Source organism: Streptomyces pyxinae (genome assembly GCF_024756275.1).
Lineage (GTDB): Bacteria > Actinomycetota > Actinomycetes > Streptomycetales > Streptomycetaceae > Streptomyces > Streptomyces pyxinae.
Window position 1 is genome coordinate 111,663 of sequence record NZ_JANUGQ010000010.1, and the last position, 21,978, is coordinate 133,640.

17 protein-coding genes and 1 pseudogene are annotated in these 21,978 nt (G+C 76.3%); 9 read left to right on the top strand and 9 right to left on the bottom strand.

The window, feature by feature from the left end; genetic code table 11:
- Positions 1-145: 145 nt before the first annotated feature.
- Positions 146-2,554 (top strand): penicillin acylase family protein, encoded by a 2,409-nt coding sequence (locus tag NX801_RS13995; RefSeq protein ID WP_428986142.1) that lies wholly within the window; start codon positions 146-148, stop codon positions 2,552-2,554.
- A gap of 156 nt (positions 2,555-2,710) precedes the next feature.
- Here NX801_RS13995 and NX801_RS14000 read toward each other — a convergent pair whose 3' ends face one another.
- A complete protein-coding gene (locus tag NX801_RS14000) occupies positions 2,711-3,838 on the bottom strand; it encodes a calcium:cation antiporter (protein WP_258788012.1) in 1,128 nt (375 codons plus the stop codon).
- Positions 3,839-3,962: 124 nt separating this feature from the next.
- Between NX801_RS14000 and NX801_RS14005 the strand changes: the two genes are divergently transcribed.
- Both NX801_RS14005 and NX801_RS14010 read left to right on the top strand, forming a co-directional pair.
- On the top strand, positions 3,963-4,151 hold the full coding sequence (locus tag NX801_RS14005; RefSeq protein ID WP_258788013.1) for an antitoxin: 189 nt from the start codon (positions 3,963-3,965) through the stop codon (positions 4,149-4,151).
- 284 nt (positions 4,152-4,435) lie between these two features.
- On the top strand, positions 4,436-4,627 hold the full coding sequence (locus NX801_RS14010; RefSeq protein WP_258788014.1) for a hypothetical protein: 192 nt from the start codon (positions 4,436-4,438) through the stop codon (positions 4,625-4,627).
- A 400-nt stretch (positions 4,628-5,027) separates the two neighbouring features.
- On the opposite strand, the gene NX801_RS14015 is transcribed toward NX801_RS14010, so the two are convergent.
- Positions 5,028-5,762: a TetR/AcrR family transcriptional regulator C-terminal domain-containing protein gene (locus NX801_RS14015; protein ID WP_258788015.1), complete on the bottom strand. Its 735-nt coding sequence runs from the start codon at positions 5,760-5,762 to the stop codon at positions 5,028-5,030.
- A gap of 36 nt (positions 5,763-5,798) precedes the next feature.
- On the opposite strand from NX801_RS14015, the gene NX801_RS14020 reads away from it, so the two are divergent.
- A complete protein-coding gene (locus NX801_RS14020) occupies positions 5,799-7,268 on the top strand; it encodes an FAD-dependent monooxygenase (protein ID WP_428986143.1) in 1,470 nt (489 codons plus the stop codon).
- 141 nt (positions 7,269-7,409) lie between these two features.
- Here NX801_RS14020 and NX801_RS14025 read toward each other — a convergent pair whose 3' ends face one another.
- The 5 genes and pseudogenes from NX801_RS14025 to NX801_RS14045 form a co-directional block, all read right to left on the bottom strand.
- Entirely contained in the window at positions 7,410-9,254 is a 1,845-nt protein-coding gene (locus NX801_RS14025; RefSeq protein ID WP_258788017.1) for a serine/threonine-protein kinase, read from the bottom strand.
- The gene (locus NX801_RS14030) at positions 9,236-10,135 is read right to left on the bottom strand and encodes an oxygenase MpaB family protein (RefSeq protein ID WP_258788018.1); all 900 of its coding nucleotides are present in this window, start codon (positions 10,133-10,135) and stop codon (positions 9,236-9,238) included. The genes NX801_RS14025 and NX801_RS14030 overlap by 19 nt, the downstream gene beginning before the upstream one ends.
- A gap of 203 nt (positions 10,136-10,338) precedes the next feature.
- Positions 10,339-11,226 (bottom strand): DUF72 domain-containing protein, encoded by an 888-nt coding sequence (locus tag NX801_RS14035; RefSeq protein ID WP_309505832.1) that lies wholly within the window; start codon positions 11,224-11,226, stop codon positions 10,339-10,341.
- 118 nt (positions 11,227-11,344) lie between these two features.
- Positions 11,345-11,590 (bottom strand): DUF6480 family protein, encoded by a 246-nt coding sequence (locus NX801_RS14040; RefSeq protein WP_258788019.1) that lies wholly within the window; start codon positions 11,588-11,590, stop codon positions 11,345-11,347.
- Positions 11,591-11,835: 245 nt separating this feature from the next.
- Positions 11,836-12,024 (bottom strand): annotated as a pseudogene (locus NX801_RS14045) (CDGSH iron-sulfur domain-containing protein); the annotation flags it as partial.
- 213 nt (positions 12,025-12,237) lie between these two features.
- On the opposite strand from NX801_RS14045, the gene NX801_RS14050 reads away from it, so the two are divergent.
- Both NX801_RS14050 and NX801_RS14055 read left to right on the top strand, forming a co-directional pair.
- Complete coding sequence (locus tag NX801_RS14050; RefSeq protein WP_258788020.1) at positions 12,238-13,998, top strand: FAD-dependent oxidoreductase; 1,761 nt, start codon at positions 12,238-12,240, stop codon at positions 13,996-13,998.
- Positions 13,995-15,044 carry an iron-containing redox enzyme family protein gene (locus NX801_RS14055; protein WP_258788021.1) on the top strand — a complete coding sequence of 350 codons (1,050 nt, stop codon included), beginning with the start codon at positions 13,995-13,997 and terminating at the stop codon, positions 15,042-15,044. Before NX801_RS14050 ends, NX801_RS14055 begins: the two co-directional genes overlap by 4 nt.
- Before the next feature lie 276 nt (positions 15,045-15,320).
- Here the strand turns inward: NX801_RS14055 and NX801_RS14060 are convergent, their stop codons facing one another.
- Positions 15,321-15,521, bottom strand: a complete 201-nt coding sequence (locus NX801_RS14060) for a hypothetical protein (protein WP_258788022.1) — start codon at positions 15,519-15,521, stop codon at positions 15,321-15,323.
- Positions 15,522-15,689: 168 nt separating this feature from the next.
- Here NX801_RS14060 and NX801_RS14065 point away from each other — a divergent pair, with 168 nt between their 5' ends.
- Together NX801_RS14065 and NX801_RS14070 are read left to right on the top strand one after the other, a co-directional pair.
- Positions 15,690-17,762: a SpoIIE family protein phosphatase gene (locus tag NX801_RS14065; RefSeq protein WP_258788023.1), complete on the top strand. Its 2,073-nt coding sequence runs from the start codon at positions 15,690-15,692 to the stop codon at positions 17,760-17,762.
- 171 nt (positions 17,763-17,933) lie between these two features.
- Positions 17,934-18,962, top strand: a complete 1,029-nt coding sequence (locus NX801_RS14070; protein ID WP_258788024.1) for a PHP domain-containing protein — start codon at positions 17,934-17,936, stop codon at positions 18,960-18,962.
- Positions 18,963-19,528: 566 nt separating this feature from the next.
- Here NX801_RS14070 and NX801_RS14080 read toward each other — a convergent pair.
- Entirely contained in the window at positions 19,529-20,590 is a 1,062-nt protein-coding gene (locus NX801_RS14080; protein ID WP_258788025.1) for a TrmB family transcriptional regulator, read from the bottom strand.
- A 498-nt stretch (positions 20,591-21,088) separates the two neighbouring features.
- On the opposite strand from NX801_RS14080, the gene NX801_RS14085 reads away from it, so the two are divergent.
- Positions 21,089-21,928, top strand: coding sequence for a helix-turn-helix transcriptional regulator (locus tag NX801_RS14085; RefSeq protein WP_258788026.1), 840 nt, complete (start codon positions 21,089-21,091; stop codon positions 21,926-21,928).
- The last annotated feature ends 50 nt before the right edge of the window (positions 21,929-21,978 follow it).

The window sequence follows — 21,978 nt, forward strand, 5'->3', positions numbered from 1 at the left end:
CTGTCAAGCCTGTCAAGCCTGTCACGCCTGTCACGCCTTTCGTGTCTGTCATGGCCGCCGTGCCTGTCGCGTCCGCCGTGTCCGCCGCGTCTGTCATGGCTGTCGTCGCTGCCGTGTCCGTCGTTCCGTCCGCAGGGGAGGAAGAGTGTTCAGAGGGGTGTTCGTCCGCAGGGGGTTCTCGCGGGGTCGCCGGAGACCCACGCCGGCCGCCGCGCTCGCGCTGGCCGCCGTGGCCGGAGTCCTGGCCCCGGCCGCCGCCGCGGCGGACCGGGACGCCGGGTACCGCGCGTCCGGCGACGGTCTGTCCGCCGTCGTCCGCTACACCGAGTACGGCGTTCCGCACATCGTGGCGAAGGACTACGCCGGGCTCGGCTTCGGCACCGGCTGGGCGCAGGCCGCCGACCAGGTGTGCGTGCTCGCCGACGGTTTTCTGACGGTACGGGGCGAGCGCTCCCGGTACCTCGGCGCGGCGGGCGCCCCCGACGGTTCGCTGAGCTCGGCGCGTACCAATCTCGCCAGCGACCTCTATTTCCGGGGGGTGCGGGAGGCCGGCACCGTGGAGCGGCTGCTCGCCGCCCCGGCACCGGCCGGACCCGGCCGGGAGGTGCGGGAGCTGATGCGGGGCTGGGCCGCCGGGTACAACGCCTGGCTCAAGCGGAACAAGGTGACCGACCCGGCCTGTGCCGGTGCCGGCTGGGTCCGGCCGGTGACCGCGCTGGACGTGGCGCGACGGCACTTCGCCCTGGCCGTGCTGGCGGGCGAGGGAGGGGCGGTGGACGCCGTGACGGACGCCAGGCCGCCCGGCGCCGCATCCGTGGCCCCGGCCGATCCGGACCGTACGGCGAAGGCGGCCCGCGCCCTGACGCCGGCCGGCTCCACGGACATGGGCTCCAACGCGGTGGCCTTCAGCGGGGCCACCACCCGCACCGGGCGGGGCCTGCTGCTGGGCAACCCGCACTACCCCTGGCACGGCGGGCGGCGGTTCTGGCAGGTGCAGCAGACCATCCCCGGCGTGCTCAACACCTCGGGCGCCACCCTGCTGGGCGGGGTCGTCGTCACCATCGGTTTCACGGAGAAGGTGGCGTGGAGCCACACCGTCGCGACCGGAGTGCCGTTCAGCCTGCGCCAGCTGACCCTGGACCCGGCCGACCCCACCGTCTACCTGGTGGACGGCCGGCCCGAGCGGATGACCCGGCGGACGGTGACCGTACCGGTCAAGGACGGCGCCCCGGTCACCCGCACCCAGTGGTGGACCCGGTACGGGCCGGTGGTCACCGCGCTCGGCTCGGCCCCGCTCCCCTGGTCGGCGGCGGCCGCGTACGCGCTCTCCGACCCCAACACCGGCAATCTGCGGCTGCCCGACACCGGCCTCGGCTTCGCCCGGGCCCGGTCCACCGCCGGGATGCTGGCGGTACTGCGCCGCGTCCAGGGACTGCCCTGGGTCAACACCATCGCCGCCGACGCCGCCGGGCACACCCTCTTCACCCAGTCCCAGGTGCTGCCCCGGATCACCGACGAACTGGCGGAGCGGTGCTCCACCCCGCTGGGCCGGGTGGTCTATCCGGCGTCCGGGCTGGCCGTGCTGGACGGCTCGCGCGCCGCCTGCTCCCCCGGTTCGGACCCGGACGCGGTGCAGCCGGGCGTCTTCGGACCCTCCCGGATGCCGGTGCTGCGGGACGCCCCGTACGCCGCGAACTCCAACGACAGCGCCTGGCTGGCCAACGCGGACCGGCCGCTGACCGGCTACGAGCGGGTCTTCGGCACGGTGGCCACCGAGCGTTCCCTGCGTACCCGGGGCGGCATCGAGGACGTCTCCGCGCTCGCCGCCCGGGGCGGACTCACCGTGGCGGACCTCCAGCGGCACCAGTTCGCCAACCGGGCGACCGCCGGAACCCTGGCGGCGGCCGACGCGGCGAAGGCGTGCCCGGCGGTCCTGCCGGACGCCCCGGAGGCGTGCGCGGTGCTCGGGCGGTGGGACCGGACCATGAGGACCAGCAGCCGGGGCGCCCTGCTCTTCGACCGGTTCTGGCGCAGGTTCGCCGCCGGGACGGCCTCGGCGGGCGCGCCGGTGTGGCGGGTGCCGTTCTCGGCCGCCGACCCGGTGCGCACCCCGCACACCCTCAACACCGCGTCGCCCGCGTTCGGCAAGGCGCTCGGGGACGCGGTGGCCGAGCTGCGGGCGGCCGGCATTCCGCTGGACGCCCCGCTGGGTGACCACCAGTACGTGGTGCGGGGCGGCAAGCGCATACCGGTGCCCGGCGGCACCGAGGCGCTCGGCGTCTGGAACATGACCGTGCCCGTCTGGAACGCCGGGGCGGGCGGCTACACCGAGGTGCGCCACGGCACCAGCCATGTCCAGGCGGTCGGCTGGAACGGCGGTCGCTGCCCGGTGGCGCGGACCCTGCTCACGTACTCCCAGTCGTCCAACCCGCTGTCGCCGCACTACCGCGACCAGACGGAGCTGTACGCGGCCGGGCGGTGGGTGACGGCGCGCTTCTGCGAGCGGGACATCCTGGCGGATCCGCACCTCCGGGTGGTCCGGGTCCACGGCTGATCCCGCCCGGCTCCGGGGCCCCGGGAACGACCGGGCGCCCCGGAGCCGGGACAGGGAAGCGGAATGCCGGGGACCGGACGGGGCCGGCCGGGCGACTCAAGGACTGCCGACTCAGGGAGTTCGGGCTCAGGGACTTCAAGCTCAGGGACTTCGGGCTCAGGGGCTGAAGGAGAGGAAGACAAAGGCGGCGAAGAGCACCAGATGCACACCGCCCTGGAGAAGGGTGGCCCGGCCGGGCACCACGGTGAGGGCGCTGACCACGGCGGTGAGCGCGAGCAGCACCAGATGGAGGGCGCCCAGGCCCAGCACCAGGGGGCCGGACAGCCAGAGCGAGGCGAGGGCGATCGAGGGGATGGTGAGCCCGATGCTGGCGATGGCGGAGCCGTACGCCAGGTTGAGACTGGTCTGCATCCGGTCGCGGCGGGCGGCGCGGACCGCCGCCAGCGTCTCGGGCAGCAACACCAGCAGGGCGATCACCACACCGACGACCGCCGTGGGCAGCCCGGCCGACTCCACGCCCCGCTCGATGGAGGGCGAGACCAGCTTGGCGTTGCCCACCACGGCGACCAGCGCCACCAGGAGCAGTCCGAGGCTCCCCCAGGTCTCCCGGACGGTGGGCGGCCCGGAGACCTCGTCACCGGTTCCGGCGGTCCCGGCGCCGCCCCGCCCTCCGGGGTCCGCGGCGGCCGGGACCGGCTGGAAGTACTCACGGTGCCGCACGGTCTGGACGGAGACGAAGATCCCGTACAGACAGAGCGAGGCGACGGCGGCGAAGGCGAGCTGGACGCCGGAGAAGACGGCCCCCGGGTGGCTGGTGGTGAAGGTCGGCAGAACCAGCGTCATGGTGGCCAGGGTGGTGACGATGGCGAGCGCCCCGCCGGAGCCCTCGGCGTTGAAGACGGCCACCCGGTTGCGCAGGGCCCCGACCAGCAGGGAGAGGCCGACGATGCCATTGCAGGTGATCATCACTGCGGCGAAGACCGTGTCCCGGGCGTAGGTGGAAACCTGGTCGCCGCCGCCCGCCATCAGCATCACGATGAGCCCCACCTCGATGACCGTGACGGCGACCGCCAGGACCAGGGAGCCGAAGGGTTCGCCGACCCGGTGGGCGACCACCTCGGCGTGGTGCACGGCGGAGAGCACCGAGCCGATCAGACAGGCGGCCACCAGGACCACCACCGGACCCGGCAGCTCCCTCCCCCAGCAGACGGCGAGGACGAGCACGGAGACGACCGGCACCCAGGTGGTCCACTGCCGCATCAGCCTCGCCGTCCGGATCGCCATGCGTCCACGCTGCCAGAGCGGGCGGTCCGCCGCGCGGCGGACTGGTCCGTCATGGGCGCGGATGCGGACCGGACGGGTGGCGGTGAGACTGGGGGGAGGAGTTTTCTCGCAGGAGGAGGACCCTATGTCCGTGATGGACAAGCTGAAGCAGATGCTCAAGGGCCATGAGTCGCAGGCCGGCCAGGGGGTCGACAAGGCGGGCGACTATGTCGACAAGCGGACCCAGGGCACATACAGCGGACAGGTGGACACCGCCCAGGAGAAGATGAAGGACCAGCTCGGGCGCGACCCGAACCAGCCTCCGGGAACCTGATCCCAGCCGCCCCGCTCCCGGGCGGCCCCCGCTCTCCGTCCCCGGCGACCGTGCCCCGGCCGCCGGGGACTTCCCTGTCCGGAGGGGCCGGGCGGGCCCGGGAAGCGGCGAGTGCCCGCCGGGTGGCGGAGGCCGGAGCCCGGCCGGCCGCCACCCGGCTGCCCGCCCCGGCGTGCGGTGGTGGAGCGGGTGCGGGAAGGTCGTGGCGAGTCCCCCACACGGTGCGGTCTCGCGGTCACCGGCCGCGAGCCCCCGTGTGTTTCCCCCACTCGAAGGAGACCCCCATGCTTCGGCGCATCCCGCTCGTCCTGGCCGGCCTGCTCGCCGCCGGCTTCCTCGCCGCCACCCCCGCCGCCGCCGCCGGTGGCGGCGGTGACCGGGACGTGGAGGGCGGCTGGCTGTCCGGCGACTACGTCCAGGCCGGCCATGTGGTGGTCGCGCACCTGGACGCCGGCTACTTCGACATCGGCGACTGATCCGGTGTGTCCGGCGGAGCCCGCCGGACACACCGGACGCAACGAGACGGCGGACCAGGACACGCACACGCGTCCCGGTCCGCCGTGCCGGGGCCCGGGGCGTACATCCCCGGGCCCCGGCCGCACAGGGGGCGCCCCGGACGGGGCGCCCCCTTCGGCGTACCCCGCGCCCCGTGCCCCCTGCCCCTGCCCCTGTGCGTGGTCACCCCGGCGCACTTGCCGTCTCCGGGCACGGCCGTCTCCGGGTGCCGCCGCCTCGGCGCACCGCCGTGCGCCCGGGCCGTCGTTCCCATGGACCGCCGCCTCCGCGCACGACCGACCGCGTGGACCGCCGCTCTCCGCGCGCTGCCGGCTCTGCGGACCGCCGGTTCCGTGGACCGCCGTCCGGCCGGCCCGTGGATCAGTTGCCGTACGGGCCGTACGGGCCCGCCGGCCGGTCGGCGGCCGGAGCGGCCGGGCCCAGGGTGGCGCCGATGCCGGCCACCACCGCCGCCAGCCCGGCCTCGAAACCCCGCTCCCGGTCGTCGCCGAAGACCTCCGGGCCCATGGCCGCTGCCAGCGGGAAGTCCGCCAGCCGTTCGGCGCGCGCCGCCACGTCGTACCCCTTGGCGCCCCCGACGTCCCCGGTGCCCCCGGCGTCCGGGCCCGGGACCGGCCCCATCGCCTGTTCCTCGATGACGTAGCCGATGGTGTAGCTGTACGCGGTGAACCAGGCGCGGGCGGCGGCGGGCAGGGTGAATCCCGCGCCGGTCAGCGCCGTCAGATACGTCTCCAGCGGGCCCGCGTAACTCAGATCGGTGAACCGCGTTCCGCTGTAGATCTTGGCGCCGTCCCGGTAACGCAGCAGTTGCGACCGCAACCCCCGCATGGCCGTGGAGAGCGCCTCCGGCCAGTCGGCGGAGGTGACCACGGCCGTGGCCGTCTCGGCGGTCATCCGCCGGAACATCTCCGTCGCCATCTCGTCCAGCAGCGCCTGTTTGTCCTTGAAGTGCCAGTAGAGGGCGGGCGCCTTGACCCCCAGCTCACGGGCGATGGCCCGCAGGGTCAGGCCCTCCAGGCCGCAGTCACCGAGCAGCCGGAGCGCGGTGGCGGCCACCTTCGCCCGGTCCAGTCTCTCTGTTCCGTCCTTCACCACCTTGACAACTTAACAGCGTTAAGCCCATCCTCGGAAATGACAGCACTTAACAACGTTAAGGAGTGCGCTGTGCAGACAGGTACGAAGCCGGACGAGACGGGCGTGCTGATCGTGGGGGCCGGTCCCACCGGGCTGGCGCTGGCGGTGGATCTGGCCCGGCGCGGGGTGTCCGCCCTGGCCGTGGAGCAGGCGGCGGGACTCTTCCCGGGCTCCCGGGGGAAGGGGCTCCAGCCCCGTACCCAGGAGGTCTTCGACGACCTCGGCGTCATCGGGGCGGTCGTCGCCTCGGGGAGCCCGGCCCCGCTGAACATGGTCTGGCGGGACGGGCGGCGGCAGGGCGAGTACAGCATGTTCGGGGACGTCCCCGAACCGTCCGAGGCACGGCCGTACGACCGGCCCTGGCTGCTGCCGCAGTGGCGTACCGCCGAGATCCTGTACGACCGGCTCACCGGACTCGGCGGCCGGGTGGCGTTCGGCACCGCGCTCACCGGGCTGAGCCAGGACGCGGACGGGGTGACGGCCGAGCTGTCGACCGGCGCGCGGATACGGGCGGCGTACCTGGTCGGGGCGGACGGCGGGCGCGGCACAGTGCGCCGGACCCTGGGCATCGGCATGACCGGGGAGACGGTCGACCCGGCGCCGGTGCTGGTGGCTGATGTGCGGATCCCCTCCCTCGACCGGGAGCACTGGCACGTCTTCCCGGGCGACGACGGCGGCTTCGGGAACGAGGGCCACTACGGCGACTACGCGGCCATCTGCCCGCTGCCCGGCACCGAGGACTTCCAGCTGGTCGCCCGGTTCTCCGAGGGCGAGCCGGACACCTCGGCGGACGGGGTGCGCAAGACGGTGGCGGCCCGGACGCATCTCGGGGCCGACGCGGTGACCGAGGTCCGGTGGGCCTCGGACTTCCGGCCGCGCGCGGCGCTCGCGGACCGGTTCCGGGAGGGGCGGGTCTTCCTGGCCGGGGACGCCGCGCATGTCCACTCCCCGGCCGGCGGCCAGGGGCTGAACACCAGCGTGCAGGACGCGTACAACCTCGGCTGGAAGCTCGGCCAGGTGCTGCTGTACGGGGCGGATCCGGCGCTGCTCGACAGCTATGAGCGGGAGCGCCGGCCGGTGGCCCAGGAGATGCTGGGCCTGTCCACCCGGATCCACCGGGGCCAGGCGCGGCGCGGTGAGGCCACCCGCCAGCTGGGCCTCGGCTACCGGGGCGGCCCGCTGGCCGAGGGGGCGGCGGGGGCGCTGGTGGCGGGCGACCGGGCCCCGGACGCCCGGCTCGGCGGCGGCACCCGGGTCTTCGACCTGCTGCGCGGGCCGCATGCCACCCTGCTGGCCGTCGGCACCGAGGCACCGGCGGTGCCCGCTCCGTTCGTACGGGTTCACCGGATCCCCCCGGCGGAGGCGTACGGGACCGGGCTGTTCCTGGTCCGGCCGGACGGCTACGTCGGCTGGGCGGGCACCGACCCGACCGGCCTGGCCGGGTACCTGGCACGGCTGGGCGGCTGACCCGGCTACGGGAAGCGGGGGCCCCGTGGGCCCGTCAAGGGAACGGAGGGCGCGGGGGCCGGCTGAGGTGGTCCGGCGTCGGGCGCCGGTGGGCGGGGGCGCCGTGACCGGCCGGCGGTCCCGGCGGGCGGCGACGGGTCGTCAGCGGCCGCCGGTGCGGCAGGCGCGGCGCGGGGTGCCGGAGCGGTCGCGGATCCCGGCCGCCTCGGCGGAGCGGCCGAGCCGGTCCAGACAGTGGGCCTCGTCGTCCCGGGCGGCCAGGGTGTCGGGGTGGCGGGGACCCAGCAGCCGTTCCCGGGTGTCCGCGACATACCGGTAGTGGTCCAGGGCCGGGGTCCACCGGCCCAGCCAGCCGAGCGCCACGGCGATCTCCCGCCGGCTGACCAGGGTGTCCGGGTGCTCGGGCCCCAGGGCGCGGGTGCGGGTGGCGCAGACCGCCCGGGCCTCCGCCAGCGCCTCCGGCCAGCGGGCGAGCCGGCCCAGGTTGACGCCCACCCCGTGCCGGGCGCGCAGGGTCTCGGCGTGTTCGGGGCCCAGCGCCCGGGCGCGGGCGGCGGCCAGCTCCCGGTACACCTCCAGCGCCTCCGCAGGCCGGTCCAGCCGGCCGAGCGCGATGCCCGTCTCGTAGTGGGCGTCCAGGGTGTCCGGGTGGTCGGGCCCCAGCGCCCGGGCGCGGCCGGCCGCCACCGTGCCGTACGCCTCCAGCGCCTCGGCCCAGCGGCCCGCCCGGCCCAGGGCATAGGCGTCCCGGAACCGGGCCGTCAGGGCGGCGGGGTCCTCGGGCCGCTCACCGGGGCCGGGCGGCCCGGACGGTACGGCTCCGGCGCCCGGGCCCCCGCCCGGAACGGCGGCTCCCGGGTCCGGCTCCGGGGGCACGGCCGCGGAGCCCCCGGCGCCCCGGGGGCCCTCGGCGGCGCACGAACCGCCGGCGCCGCGCGGCTCGTCGGCGGGCCGGGGGTCCGGGACGGGCGCGGCCGTGGTCCAGGCACCCGTCAGCCCCGCCACCGGTCCGGACGGGCCCGCCGGGGACCGGGTGCCCACCGCCTTGATGCCGGTGACCATCGAGCGGGTCCAGGACGGCAGCGGTGGCTCGCCCGGCCCGGGCCCGGCTCCCGGTCCGGCGCGCTCCGGCCCCACCGGCCCGGCCTCCGCGATCCGGCGGCGCAGCTCCAGGGCGTCGGCCGGCCGGTCGTCCGGGTCCTTGGCCAGCAGGTCGAGGACCAGCCGCTCGAAGAAGACGGGCAGGCCGGGCCGGAGTTCGCGGAGCGGCCGGGGCGCGGTGTCGCGGTGGCCGACGAGGATGCCCCAGGTGTCCTCCTGGGCGAACGGCGGGGCTCCGGTCGCTATTTCGTAGAGCACGCAGCCCAGCGAGTAGAGGTCGCTGCGGTGGTCCATCGGCTCGCCGCCGATCTGCTCCGGCGACATGTAGTGCGGGGTGCCCATGGCGACGCCGGAGCCGGAGAGCCGGGAGGTGAAGCCGATGTCGGCGCCGAGCCGGGCGATGCCGAAGTCACAGATCTTCACCGTCCCGTCGGCGAGCCGGACGATGTTGGCCGGTTTGAGGTCCCGGTGGACGACACCCTGGGTGTGGGTGTGGGCGAGCGCGTCGGCCACCTGGTCCGCGATGTCCACCACCTCCCCGACCGGGAGCGGCCGGTGGTCGTTACGCTCCAGGAGGCGGCTGAGGTCGTGGCCGTCCAGCAGCTCCATAACCAGGTAGAGCACGCCGTCCCAGTCCCCGAAGTCGTGGACGACGGTGACCCCCCGGTGCTGGAGGGCGGCGGCCACCCGGGCCTCGCGCCGGAAGCGTTCGCGCAGCGCCCGGACGAACTCCCGGTCGTGCTGCGGGGCCGGCGCCTTGAGGCACTTGACCGCGACCCGGCGGCCGAGCGCCTCGTCGGTGGCTCGCCACACCTCTCCCATGCCGCCGCGCCCGATGACGTCGTCCAGCCGGTAGCGGCCCTGGATCAGCCTGGTCTCCGCCATCGCCCGCTGTCGCCCCCGTCGGTCTTCCCCGTTCTGCCCGGCCCGTCCAGTATGGCCGCCGGGCCGCGGAGAGTGTACGGGTCGGGCCGCGTGGCGGGTCCCAGCCGGGCGACGGCCCGCTGGATGTGCCGGGGCGGAAGCCGCCACCGCCAGCTCTCCGGGATCCGGCGCAGGGTCCGGCCGGTGGCGGTGAGCCGGCGGGTCACGGTGGCAGGTGGCGGAGCCGGACGGCCGTACAGCGCGTGGGCGTACTCGGGCAGCGCGGCGTAACTCAGGGCGGCGGCCGGGCGCCAGAGCAGCGCCCGGGCCGGGAGGAGGGTGGCGGGCACCGCCGGCCGGCGCAGAAAGGCGTCGATCCGGCGGGCGTCGGGTCCCGCCGCCAGCTCGGGCCGGACCTCGGTGAAGTAGCCGTCCAGTTCGGCGGTGGAGCCGGGCACGGCGGCCGGGTCGAGGCCGACCAGCCGGGCGGCGGCCCGGTGTTCGGCGACGTACCGGTCGGCCTGGTCACCGGTCAGCCGGAGCCCCGAGCGGCGCAGCACCTGGAGGTACGAGTCGATCTCGGCGCAGTGCACCCAGAGCAGCAGCTCCGGATCGTCCACCCCGAGCAGCCGGTGGATCTTCCGTACCCGGGCCCCGGCCCGTTCGGCGGCCTCGGTGGTGCCGTAGGTGGAGACGCCCACGAAGTCGGCCGTGCGCCGCAGCCGGCCCCAGGGGTCGTCCAGGAAGGTGCTGTTGATGAGGACGCCGCGCACCGCGCGGGGGTGGAGGGCCTGGAGGCGGAGGGCGCGCACCCCGGCGATCCACATCATGGGGTCGCCGTGCAGCTGCCAGGTGACGGAGCCGGGCCCGAACAGTCCCGCGTCCGCGTCGTGGTCGGCCATGGCCCGACGGTACCCCCGCGCCCGGCCGGCTCCCAGCCCCCGGAAGGCCACTCCCCCTTCCATCCCCGGATCCTCCGGGTCCCTCGGATCCCTCAAGTCCGCCCCCCCGGGGGCCCGCCCGGTTCTGCCGGGCCCGTCCGATCCAGTCGGGGCCGCCCGGTCCTCCCGGGGCCGCGCGGTTCTCCCGGGCGGCCCCGGGGGGGTCAGCCGGGGTGGTCCTCGGCGAGCAGCTCCGTCATGAGGGCGGCGGCGCTCACCGCCGCGTCGGCGCAGCAGTTGTTGAAGAGGACATGCACCCGCTCGGCCTGTTCCGTCATCCGCCGCACCCGGTCCGCCCAGGGGACCAGTTCCTCCGGTGTGTAGCGGTGCCGGAAGCGGTCCTCCTTGCTGCCGGTGCCCCACTCCGGGCTGCGGCCGTGCAGCCGGACCAGGGCCAGCCCGTCGGAGGTGACCGGGGCCACCGGTGGCAGCGAGCGGGGCAGCCCCTGGACGGTGTCGACGGCGGTGAAGGCGATGTCCCGGGCCTTGAGGAAGTCCACTGCCTCGGGCAGCCGGTCGGGGGCGAACCAGCCGGGGTGCCGGAACTCGACCGCCATGGTGTCCCCGCAGCGCGCCCGGCACTCCGCCAGCCGGTCGTACGCCGGCCCGCCGGGGGCGAACCAGGGCGGGAACTGGAAGAGCACCGCGCCGAGTCGCCCCGCCTCCCGCAGCGGCTCCAGACCGGCGTCGAACAGGTCCCAGAGCTCGGCCACCACATCCGGCGGCAGGTCCCCGGGCCGGAGCCGGGCGGTGAGCGGTCCGGCGGGGCGCAGCCCGGGCGGCAGCGCGCCCACCGTCACCGGATGGCCGGTGAGCGGGGCGAACGCCTTCACGTCGAAGCGGAAGCCGTCCGGAGTGCGCTCGGCCCAGAGCCGGGAGTTCCGGGCCGAGGGCAGGGCGTAGTACGAGGAGTCCACCTCCACCACGGGAAAGCGCGCCGCGTAGTGGCGGAGCCGCCCCTCGGCGTCCCGGGAGCCGGGCGGGTACCAGCCGCTCGTCACCAGGGCGCGATCGGTCCAGGAGCAGGTTCCGACCAGGGCGTGTCCGGTCACGCGCCCCCTCCCGCCGGGAGCCGGCCGGGGCGGGGGGCGCCGTCCGGGGCCGTCGCCGTACACGTCGCCGTACGCACCGTCTGCGCGGATCGCACGGATCGCGCGGAGCCGGCGCCGCTCATGTCCAGATGAGCACGGCCATGGCCGCGAAGAGGGCGGCCACCAGCACCGCGATCAGCAGGATGAGGGTGAGGGGCACCTTGGCCCAGCCGCTCGGCGGGTTGTGGGTCTCCCGGGGCCCGGCTCCGGGGGTGCTCGCCTCGGCGGGCGGCGTCTCCCCCGGCGGGACGCCACCGCCCGCGTCGAGTCCGGGGGTGCGCCGTGGATCGGGGTCCGGGGAGTGGGGCTGGTTCGGGTCGGTCATGGGATACGGGTGCGCAGCGGATCGCCGTTCATGCGCGGAAGTCGACGCCACCGGGGCGAGGAGGCGGACGCTCAGCCGCCCGGCCGCCCCGGGGCGGAGCCCGGGGTGGGATCCGTACCCGGAGTGGGATCCGTACCCGCACCGGGCGCCGCCCGCGACCGCGAGATGCCCGGACCCGGTTCCCCGGCGCCGTCACCGGCGTGGCCGTCGGTGCCGTCGGTGCTGTCGTCGGTGCCGCCGGTCCGGCGGGCCCGCTTGCGGTGGCTGGTGTCGCACCACGGATAGCGGCGGCTGCGGCGGCAGGTGCAGAGCGCCACCTGGAAACGGTCGGAGCGGGCGGTGGACCCGTCCGGCAGCCGTACCTCGACCGGCCCCTCCACCAGAACCGGGCCCTCGGGGTCGATCGTCACACGCCGGTCGGGTTCGCGGGACATGGTCCGCCCTCCAGTCGCCGGGCCCCGGCCGGACCCGCGCCGGGCGGCCGGGCACGAGGGGCTCGGGGGTACTTCGGTCCCGAACGGGTACCTCGGACCTGCCCGGCGAAACGAAGGCCGCGGGCGCGGCGGACGGCGAGCGGGCGGGCGTCCGGGCAGACCGGGTCGAGCCAGGGCAGGGCAGGCGTACGAGCAGGTCAGGAGGAGTGAGTGATGAGCCGTGGACCCGGTTCCGGTTCGCCGGCGGCCCCGCTGGGGCACGCGCCGCGGGGTTCGCTGTGGATGGAGTACGCCCCCGGCCCCGCCCGGCCCTCCCCCGACGGTCCGGTGGAGACCGAGGTGGCTGTGGTGGGCGGCGGGATCGCGGGACTCTGCACCGCCTGGGAGGTGGCCCGGGCCGGACACCCCGTCGTGCTGCTGGAGGCCGACCGGATCGCCGCCGGGGTCACCGGCCACACCTCGGCCAAGCTCTCGGCGCTGCACGGCCTGGCGTACGCGTCGATCGCCTCGGTGCACGGAGCACGGGGCGCCCGGCTCTACGCCCACTCGCAGCAGCTGGCCGTGGAGCGGGTCGCCGGGGTGTGCGAGGAACTGGGGATCGACTGCGACCTGGAGCGCCTGCCCGCCTACACCTACACCGAGGACCCGGCGAAGACTGGTGAGCTGCGGGCGGAGGCCGAGGCGGCCCGGGCGGCGGGGCTCCCGGCGTCGTACGTCACGGAGGTGCCGCTGCCGTTCCCGGTGGCGGGCGCGGTCCGGATGGAGGACCAGGCGCAGTTCCACCCGCGCAAGTTCCTGCTGGCGCTGGCGGCGGATCTGGAGCGGCTGGGCGGGGTGATCTTCGAGCGCACCGGGGTGACCGGGCTGCGGGAGGGCACGCCCTGCGAGCTGACGGCGAGCGGCGCGCACGGCACCCATCCGGTGCGGGCGCGGGACGTGGTGGTCGCCACCCACTATCCGGTCTTCGACCGCTCGCTGCTGTTCACCCGGCTGGAGCCCAAGCGGGAGCTGGTGGTGGCGGGTCCGCTGCCGGCCGGGCGGGGCCCGGACGGGATGTTCCTCACCCCCGAGGGCGGCACCCGCTCGGTCCGGACGGCCCCGGCCGGCGGGCCGGGCGGCGACGGGAGCGGACCCGGGGACGGCGAGGGCGGTCCTGGCGGCGGACGCCGGACGCTCGTCGTGACCGGCGAGAAGTTCACCCCCGGTACCGAGGCGGACGGTGAGGTCGGTGAGCGCTACGAGCGGCTCACGGCCTGGGCCCGGGAGCGTTTCGGGCTGGAGCCGACCCACCGCTGGGCGACCCAGGACAACTGGACGACCGACCACGTCCCCCATGTCGGCCGGCTGCACATCGGGGCCCGGCACACGTATGTGGCGACCGGCTTCGGCGGCTGGGGCATGAGCGGCGGGGTGATGGCGGGCGCGCTGCTGGCCGCGCGGATCCGGGGCCGGGAGCCCGCCTGGACCGGCCTCTACGACCCGGTGCGGCTGCACCCGGTGCGCGAGGCGCCCGCGATGCTGCGGCTCCAGGCCCAGGTGGCGAAGCACTTCGTGGGTGACCGGGTGACCGGGGGGCACGCCGACGCGCCCGGGGACGTGCCGCCGGGCGGCGGGGCGGTGGTACGGGTCGGGGGCCGGCGGCTGGCGGTGCACCGGGACGAGTCCGGTGTGCTGCACACGGTGTCGGCCCGCTGTACGCACCTCGGCTGCCTGGTGCACTTCAACGACGGTGAGTGCGCCTGGGAGTGCCCCTGCCACGGTTCGCGCTTCGACGTGGACGGCACGGTGCTCCAGGGACCGGCGGTGCGGGCGCTGGAACAGGTCGGGCTGACGGAGGCACCGGCGGCGGACACCGCCACGGGCGGGGCGGAGGGAACGGACGGGACGAGCGGAACGGATCGGACGGACGGACCGGACGGCCCGTCGGCTCCGGGAACGGCGGACGGCTCATCCGGCCCGGCGGAGGAGCGGTGAGCGCCACGGCGGTGCACACGGCGTCCGTACCGCTGCCACCGGCCCGGGGCCCGCTCTCCGCCGCCGTGCGCGAGGTGCTGCTGGGCGGTACGGCGCCGCGGGTGTCGCCCGGGGACGCCGATCCGCTGGGCGAGGACCTGCAACTGGCGCTCTATCTGGCGTACGAGCCGCACTACCGGTCGCTGTCCGGGGTGGCCGGGGAGCGGGAGTGGGACCCCGCGCTGCTGGGCCTGCGGCAGCCGCTGGAACAGGCGTTCCTCGCGGCCCTGCGGGCGGCCGTGCCCGCCGGGGAGGACGGGGCCGGCGGGGATCCGGCGGCGCTGGTGGCGGCGGCGGTCGATCCGCTGCTGGTGGAGCCGGTGGACGGACACGGGGTGTCGCACCGGCTGGTGTCGGACGGCGACTGGCGGATGATGCGGGAGTACCTGGCGCACCGCTCGGTCTACCAGCTCAAGGAGTCCGATCCGCAGGCCTGGCTGATCCCCCGGCTGGAAGGGCGGGCCAAGGCGGCCCTGGTGGCGGTGGCCTTCGACGAGTTCGGCGGCGGGCGCGCCGAGCGGGTGCACGCCCGGCTCTTCGCGGAGCTGATGGCCGGCGCCGGTCTGGACCCGGCGTACAACCGCTATCTGGAGCTGGTGCCGGCCACCGCGCTGGCCACGGTCAATGTGATGTCGCTCTTCGGGCTGCACCGCCGGCTGCGCGGGGCGGCGGCCGGGAACTTCGCGGTCATCGAGATCACCTCACCGCCGGGTGCCCGGCGGATGGCCCGGGCCCTGGAGCGGCTGGGCGCCGGTGAGCGGTGCACCCGGTTCTTCACCGAGCACATCGAGGCGGACGCGGTGCACGAGCAGGTGATGCGCCGGGAGGTGCTGGGTGGTCTGATCGCCGGGGAACCCGAGCTCGCCCCTGATGTGGCGTTCGGCGTCCGGGCCACGGTGTGGCTGGACGACCGCTGGGCGGAGGCGGTGCTGGCCGCCTGGGACGCGGGCCGCACCTCGCTGCTGGCACCGCTGCCGTCGCCGCCGGCCCGCCTGCCGGAGGGCTGACCCCAGGAGTCCCGCGCCTGTCGGCGGGCCGCCCGTACGGGCCTCCGGCGGGCCGGTCCGCCGACGGGCCGGGCGCACGGGTTGCGCCAGGACGGGGCGGGGGCCGTACCGAGTCGGGGCGGCCCCCGGCCCCGGTGCGCGCCGCGACCGGGAGAGGGTGGCCCGGCGCCGCGCCCGTACCGTCCGGCGCGGGCGCCTCGCGCCGGTGGACCCGGGCACCCGGGGACGCCCCCGTACCCTCGCCGGAGGCGTCCCGGCCCGCCGGACCGGCCCGCTTCAGGGCAGCAGCTCGTCCAGGGCGGCACGGCCTTTCTCGGCGAGCTTCCGCTCGGCCCAGGCCACGTTCTGCGGGGTCATGTCCCGCCCGGAGGCGAGCACCACGTCCTCGGCGGTGATCTCACCGTCCGAGCCGCTGTGCAAGAGGCCGTCCGGGGTGACGCCCTCCCGCCGGGAGGTCGAATCGGGCTCAGCGTTCATGCCGCCTCCTTGTTCGTCCTGCACGGGTTCATTGTCGTCGCCGGGTACCCGGAACGCATCAGATGCATCCGCCCGCGTCCGCCGCGTCCGGCGGCCGGAGCCGCCGGCTCGCCGCCTCCCCCGACCACTCCCTGGCGCCCGCCGGCGGGCGGCTCGACAATGAGGGGGATGACGGACTACCGGGCACACGGCGGCGAGCCCGGGCCCCCCGGGCCGCCGGCGCCGGACCGGTCGGGCAGCTTCGACTGGGATCTGGGCGCCGGCACCGTCGACATGGACGAGGCGGGGCTGCGGGTCTTCGGCCTGCGCGCCGCGAGCTTCGACGGCCGGCCCGACACCCTGGTGAGCCGGCTGGAGGGACCCGAGCGGACCCGGCTCGACCGGTCGGTGCGCGACGCCCTGGCGGGCGAGGGCTCCTCGTACGCCGTCCACTTCCGGGTTCCGCTGGCGGACGGCTCGGTGCGGTGGACGCACCTCCAGGCCCGGATCCTGCGCGACGCGGACGGCCGGGCGCTGCGGCTGGCGGGAGTGGTCCGGGACACCACGGACGAGGTCGGCCACTCGGCCTTCCTGGTGGAGCTGGAGAAGCGGCGGCGGCGCCAGACCGGGATCGTGGAGCGGACCACCCGGGCGCTGGCCCGGGCGGTGACCACGGACGATGTGACGGCCGCGCTGACCGGCACCGACGGGCTGTCCCGGCTGGGGGCCGACGGGCTGGCCATCGGGGTGGTGGAGAGTGGCTCGCTGCGTCTCATCGCCCTCAGCGGGGCGTCGGTGGAGGCCCGGGAGGGGGACCGGACGCACCGGCTGGAGCGGAGCATGCCGCTCGCCGACACCGTGCTCAGCGGCCGGCCGCTGTTCAGCGGTTCGCTCTCCGACCTGACGGCCCGATACCCGGGTCTCGCCGCCCACACGGGGCGGCTGCCGTTCCGGGCGGCGGCGTATCTGCCGCTGGTGGCCCAGGCCCGTACCCTCGGCGGTCTCGCGCTCTTCTACCGGGGCCGCACCGCCTTCACCGCCGACGAGCGGAATCTGCTGCTGGGGCTGGCGGCGATCGTCGCCCAGTCGCTCCAGCGGGCCATCCTCTTCGACGAGGAGCGGGAGCTGGCGACCGGGCTCCAGGCGACCATGCTGCCGCGCCGGATCCCGGCCGTGCCGGGCGGCGAGATCGCCGTGCGCTACCACTCGGCGTGGAGCGGCCGGCAAGTGGGCGGCGACTGGTACGACGTGATCCCGCTCCCCCGGGACCGGGTGGGGATCGTGGTGGGCGACGTCCAGGGCCACGACACCCACGCGGCGGCCATCATGGGCCAGCTGCGGATCGCCCTGCGGGCCTACGCCGGGGAGGGCCACGCCCCTTCCACAGTGCTCGCCCGGGCCTCCCGGTTCCTCGCGGAGCTGGACACCGAGCGGTTCGCCACCTGCACCTACGCCCAGCTGGACCTGGACTCCGGCACCGTGCGGGCGGTGCGGGCGGGCCATCTGGAGCCGCTGATCCGGCACACCGACGGGCGGGTGGGGATGCCGAAGCTGCGGGGCGGGCTGCCGCTGGGCCTGGCCTCGGTCTTCGGGCAGGAGGAGTTCCCGGAGACCCGGCTGGACCTGGTGCCGGGCGAGACCCTGGTGCTCTGCACCGACGGACTGGTGGAGCAGCCGGGCAGCGACATCGGGACGGGCATGGCCGCGCTGGCCGAGGCGGTGAGTGCCGGGCCGCCGGGGGCCGAGGCGCTGGCCGACCACCTCTCGGACCGGTTCCGGGAGGGGTGGGGCGCCGGGGACGACGTGGCGCTGCTGGTGCTGCGGCGCAGCCCGGACCCGGGTACGCCCCGGGCGCCGCGCATCCATCAGTACGTCCACCAGGCGGACCCGCAGGGGCTGTCGGACGCGCGGGCGGCCGTGCGGGCGGCGCTGCGCGACTGGGGGCTGCCCGACTCGGCGGACGACGCCGAGCTGCTGACCGGGGAGCTGCTGGGCAATGTGCTGCTGCACACCGAGGGCGGGGCGGTGCTGACGCTGGAGGTGCTGCCGGAGCCGGTGCGCCGGGTGCGGCTGACCGTACGGGACCGCTCCAGCGCCTGGCCCCGGCGCCGCACCCCCGGTGAGGCCGCCACCTCGGGCCGGGGGCTGCTGCTCCTGGACGCGCTGGCGCTGCGCTGGGGTGTCGAACCGCGTGGCGAGGGCAAGGCGGTGTGGTGCGAGATCGGCCCGGCGCCCGGACCGTCCGGGACCGGACGCCGTTGATCCGGACGGAGACGCTCCGGGCTGATCCGGCCGAGACGCTCCGGACGGGGCGCCGCCGATCCGGCGGGGCGGACCGGGCGGACCGGACCGGGCCGGGCGGACTGGGCCGGGCGGCGGGAACGGGCCGGAGCCGGGAGGATCGGGAGCGGTGAGGAAGAGGAGGCCGGTGGGATGGAACCCGTCGAGGCGCTGGACCGGATCGCGTTTCTGCTGGAGCGGGACCAGGCGCCCACCTACCGGGTGAAGGCGTTCCGTACCGCGTCGGCGGCGCTGGCCGCGATGCGGGACGGGGAGGCGGCCGAGCGGTCGGCGGCGGGCACCCTGGAGCGGGTGCGCGGCATCGGTCCGAAGACCGCCCAGGTGGTCCGGGAGGCCCTGGCCGGGGACGTACCGGCCTATCTCGCCCGGCTGGAGGACGAGGCCGAGGCGGCCGGGCCGCTCGCGGAGGGCGGGACGCGGCTGCGGGCGGCGCTGCGCGGCGACTGCCATCTGCACTCCGACTGGTCGGACGGCGGCAGTCCGATCGAGGAGATGGGCCGGACGGCGGCGGCGCTCGGCCACGAGTGGGCGGTGCTCACCGACCACTCCCCCCGGCTGACGGTGGCGCGCGGTCTCTCCCCGGAGCGGCTGCGGGAGCAGCTCGACGTGGTGGCGGAGCTGAACGCCGGCTGGGCGCCGTTCCGGCTGCTGACCGGGATCGAGTGCGACATCCTGCCGGACGGCTCGCTGGACCAGGAGCCGGAACTGCTGGACCGGCTGGACCTGGTGGTGGCGTCGGTCCACTCCAAGCTCCGGATGGACGGTCCCGCCATGACCCGGCGGATGGTACGGGCGGTCAGCGATCCCCGGGTGGACGTGCTGGGCCACTGCACCGGGCGGCTGCGGTCGGGGCGGGGCCGGCCGGAGTCGGAGTTCGACGCGGAGCGGGTGTTCGCCGCCTGCGCCGAGGCGGGGACGGCGGTGGAGATCAACTGCCGCCCGGAGCGGCTCGACCCGCCGCGCCGGCTGCTCCGTCAGGCGGTGGCGGCCGGGGTGTACTTCGCCGTCGACACCGATGCCCACGCGCCGGGCCAGCTGGACTGGCAGCTCCTGGGCTGCGCCCGGGCCGAGGAGTGCGGGGTGCCGGTGGAACGGGTGATCAACACCTGGCCGGCCGAGGGGCTGCTGGAATGGACCCGCACCCGGACGCCACCGGGCTGACCGGGCCCGTCCCGCTGTCCGGACGCGGCCCGGGTTCGGGGGCCGCGCGGGAGGTCCTGTTACGGGGAACGCACCGAGAGGGGTCGGTTCTGTTTCCGCACGGCCCTGGCAGCGGCCCTGCGGAATCCGCGCGATGCCCGGCAGGGCACGCTGCCCGTGCCCTGCGCTGCCGGTTCTGGCATGAGGCGCGGATTACGCCCCCCGTAACAGGAGATGGATCGTCAGCACCCGGAGGCGCCGGTGACGACCGACTTCATTCAGCATGCAACAGTCCGGCCGGGTTTTCCGCTGACGTTTCTTCAGGGAAAAACCGGGTGCCTCTCCGGGAAACCTCCCGGCCCGTACGGGCACGCCCCGGCCGGCCCCCGCGGGGAAGACCCGGCGGGCTCTGCGGGAAACCTCCCGGGCCGCTGCCGGGAAGACCCGTCGGGCCGTACGGGAAGATCCCGGGCCCTGGCCTCGGGGGGCCGCCGCCCCGCCCCCGTCGGCCGTGTCCCGGGTCCCGCCGGCCGTCCTCCAACCCCGGGGTCCGGGTCCGGGTGCCTTGTCCGGGGCCGGGCCGCCGGTCACGCGTCCGGTCCGGGACCGGGGTGCGGAGCCGGGCCGGAGTCCGGAGCGGAGCCCCGGCCGGAGTCCGGCCCGTGGTCCTGGGCGGGGACCCGGCCGGAGTCCGGGGCGGCCGGCCGCCGTTCCGGGGAGAGCGCCCACTGATAGGCGAGGGCCGCGAGGGTCGGGGCGCCCCAGCGGGCGCGGAGCACGCTCAGTTCCTTGGTGAGGGTGCGCAGGCCGATGTCGAGGCGGCGGGCGGTGAGCCGCTGGTCCACCCCGGCCGCCGTGTCGGTGAGGATCTCCCGCTGGCGCCGGGTGAGCCCGCCGGACCCGGCCGGAGCCGTGCGCGCCGGCTCGCCGTGCCACACCTCGCCGCGCTCCCAGGCGTTCTCGAACCCCTCCGCGATGAAGGCGACCAGGGCCCGGTCCAGGACGTGCCAGGCCGCCCGTGCGGGCCCGGCGCCCCCGACATGGTCCGGGACGAACGCCTGCCGGCGGTCGATCACCACGCACCGCTGGAACGGCGCGCCCAGCGTGCGGACCCGGACGCCCCGGGCGGTCATGGCGGCGACCCACGCCCGGGCCGCCGGGTCGTCGCGGGCGCTGTCGGCCCGGAGGACGCGCACCGGGACGCCCCGGGCCAGGGCGAGCGCCTCCCGTTCCGCGCCGCGCCCCGCCGGTCCTGGGCGGTCGGGCTCGGCCGCCAGCACCTCGTGCTCGGCCTGTTCGACGGCCTGGCAGATCCGGGCCCCGACCTCCTCGGCGCCGGCCAGGAATTCGCTGCCGCCGCCGGAGCGCCAGCGGGCCCGCTCGAAATGGGGGCTGAGTTCGTCCCCGACGGCGGGTGTCGCCGCCACCCCGGCCGCCCGGGCGGTCAGTTCGCGCAGCTGCTCGTCGAGCCGGAGCCGTACGGCCTGCCGGGGGTCGAGGGCGACGGGGCGATCGGGCGCGTCCGGGGAAGTCCTGACGAGCCGCCAGCGTTCCAGTTCCCCCAGGGCGGCCCCGTCCGCCGGGCCGGCCGGGACGCCCCGGGCGATCCGGACATAGAGCTCCCTGGCCTCCGCCGACAGCTCCCCCACGGCGGATCCGGCCCCGAAGTCCGGCGCGGGCAGCGGCTGTCCGGGCCGCGGGGGCCCGGACGGCGGGCTCCCGGACGGGCCGTGCCCGGAAGGCCCGGAAGACACGGAGGGCGCGAACGACGAGGGCTGCGGCGCCAATGGCACGGACGGCGCGGGCCGCTCCGGTGGCACGGACGGCGCGGGTGATGCCGGTGGCTCAGGTACCTCAGGCGGCTCAGGCACCGAAGGGCCGGACGACGAATGCCCGGAATCGTCGTTTTCCGTCATCCCCTGCCCCCGTTCGCGTCCCCGGCCGCACCGGCGTGTGTGCGCCATGCGCACACACGCAACCCGCGGACGCTTGATCGCCGTCCTCCCACCCGTCAGCGTACTGGTGCGGCCCCGCGCGCGGGCGCGCGACCGGGGCGCCCGCCCCTCCCGGCGGAGCCTCCGCCGGAACCGGGCCCCGGCCGGGCCGCGCAGATCCGGCCACCGCACGTCCCCGAGGAATGAACCGTCATGGACAAGACCGCACTGGGCACCCTGCTGCGGGAACGCCGCGCGCTCATCGCACCGGAGAGCCTCGGGCTGTCGCGCCCCACCCGTCAGGGGCGCCGGGCGCCCGGGCTCTCCCAGGCGCAGATCGACCAGTTGCTGCACCGCGCCCCGGACACCTATGGCCGCCTGGAGTCCGGGCGCTACCCCAACCCGCCGGTGCAGCTGCTCCAGGACGTGGCCGCGCTGCTGGGGCTGACCGAGCAGGAGTGGACGGCGCTGTGGCGGTACGCGGCCGGCCAGGACCCGCCGCGTCCGCTGGACACCCGGTCGGGCGAGGAGGTGCCCGGGGCCTGGCAAGAGGCGCTCGACGGCATGAGCCACATGGCGTATGTGAGCGACCGTTCCTGGAACCTGCTCGCCCGCAACCCCCGGTTCGACGCCCTCTTCCCGGGCGGCACGGCGCCGTCGAACATCATGCGCTGGATGGCCGTGGACCCGGCGGCCCGGAACGTGCTGCGGGACTGGGAGACGGCCTGGGCACCCCGGCTGCTGCCGCAGCTGCGCTCGGCGCTGGCGGCGGACCCGGGCGACCGCACGCTGGCCGCCATCGAGCGGGAGGTGCTGGCGGATCCGCTCGCCGCCCCGCTCTACGAGGAGTCCCACGCCTATGTCGGGCTGGACGGCGACGAGCGCCCGGTCGACCACACCCTGCTGGGGCCCGGCTGGGTCACCCTGTGCGCCGCGCATCCGATGGGGGCGCCGGGGGCCCGGATGGTGATCATGATCTTCCGGCCGGGCGTGCGCCGGGGACCCGCCGCGGTGCCCGCCCTCCGCGCCGGGGCGCCCGGCCGGCCGGGGTGAGTCCCGGTACGTCCGGCCGGGGCCGGGTACCCGGCGCGGTGCACCGCCCG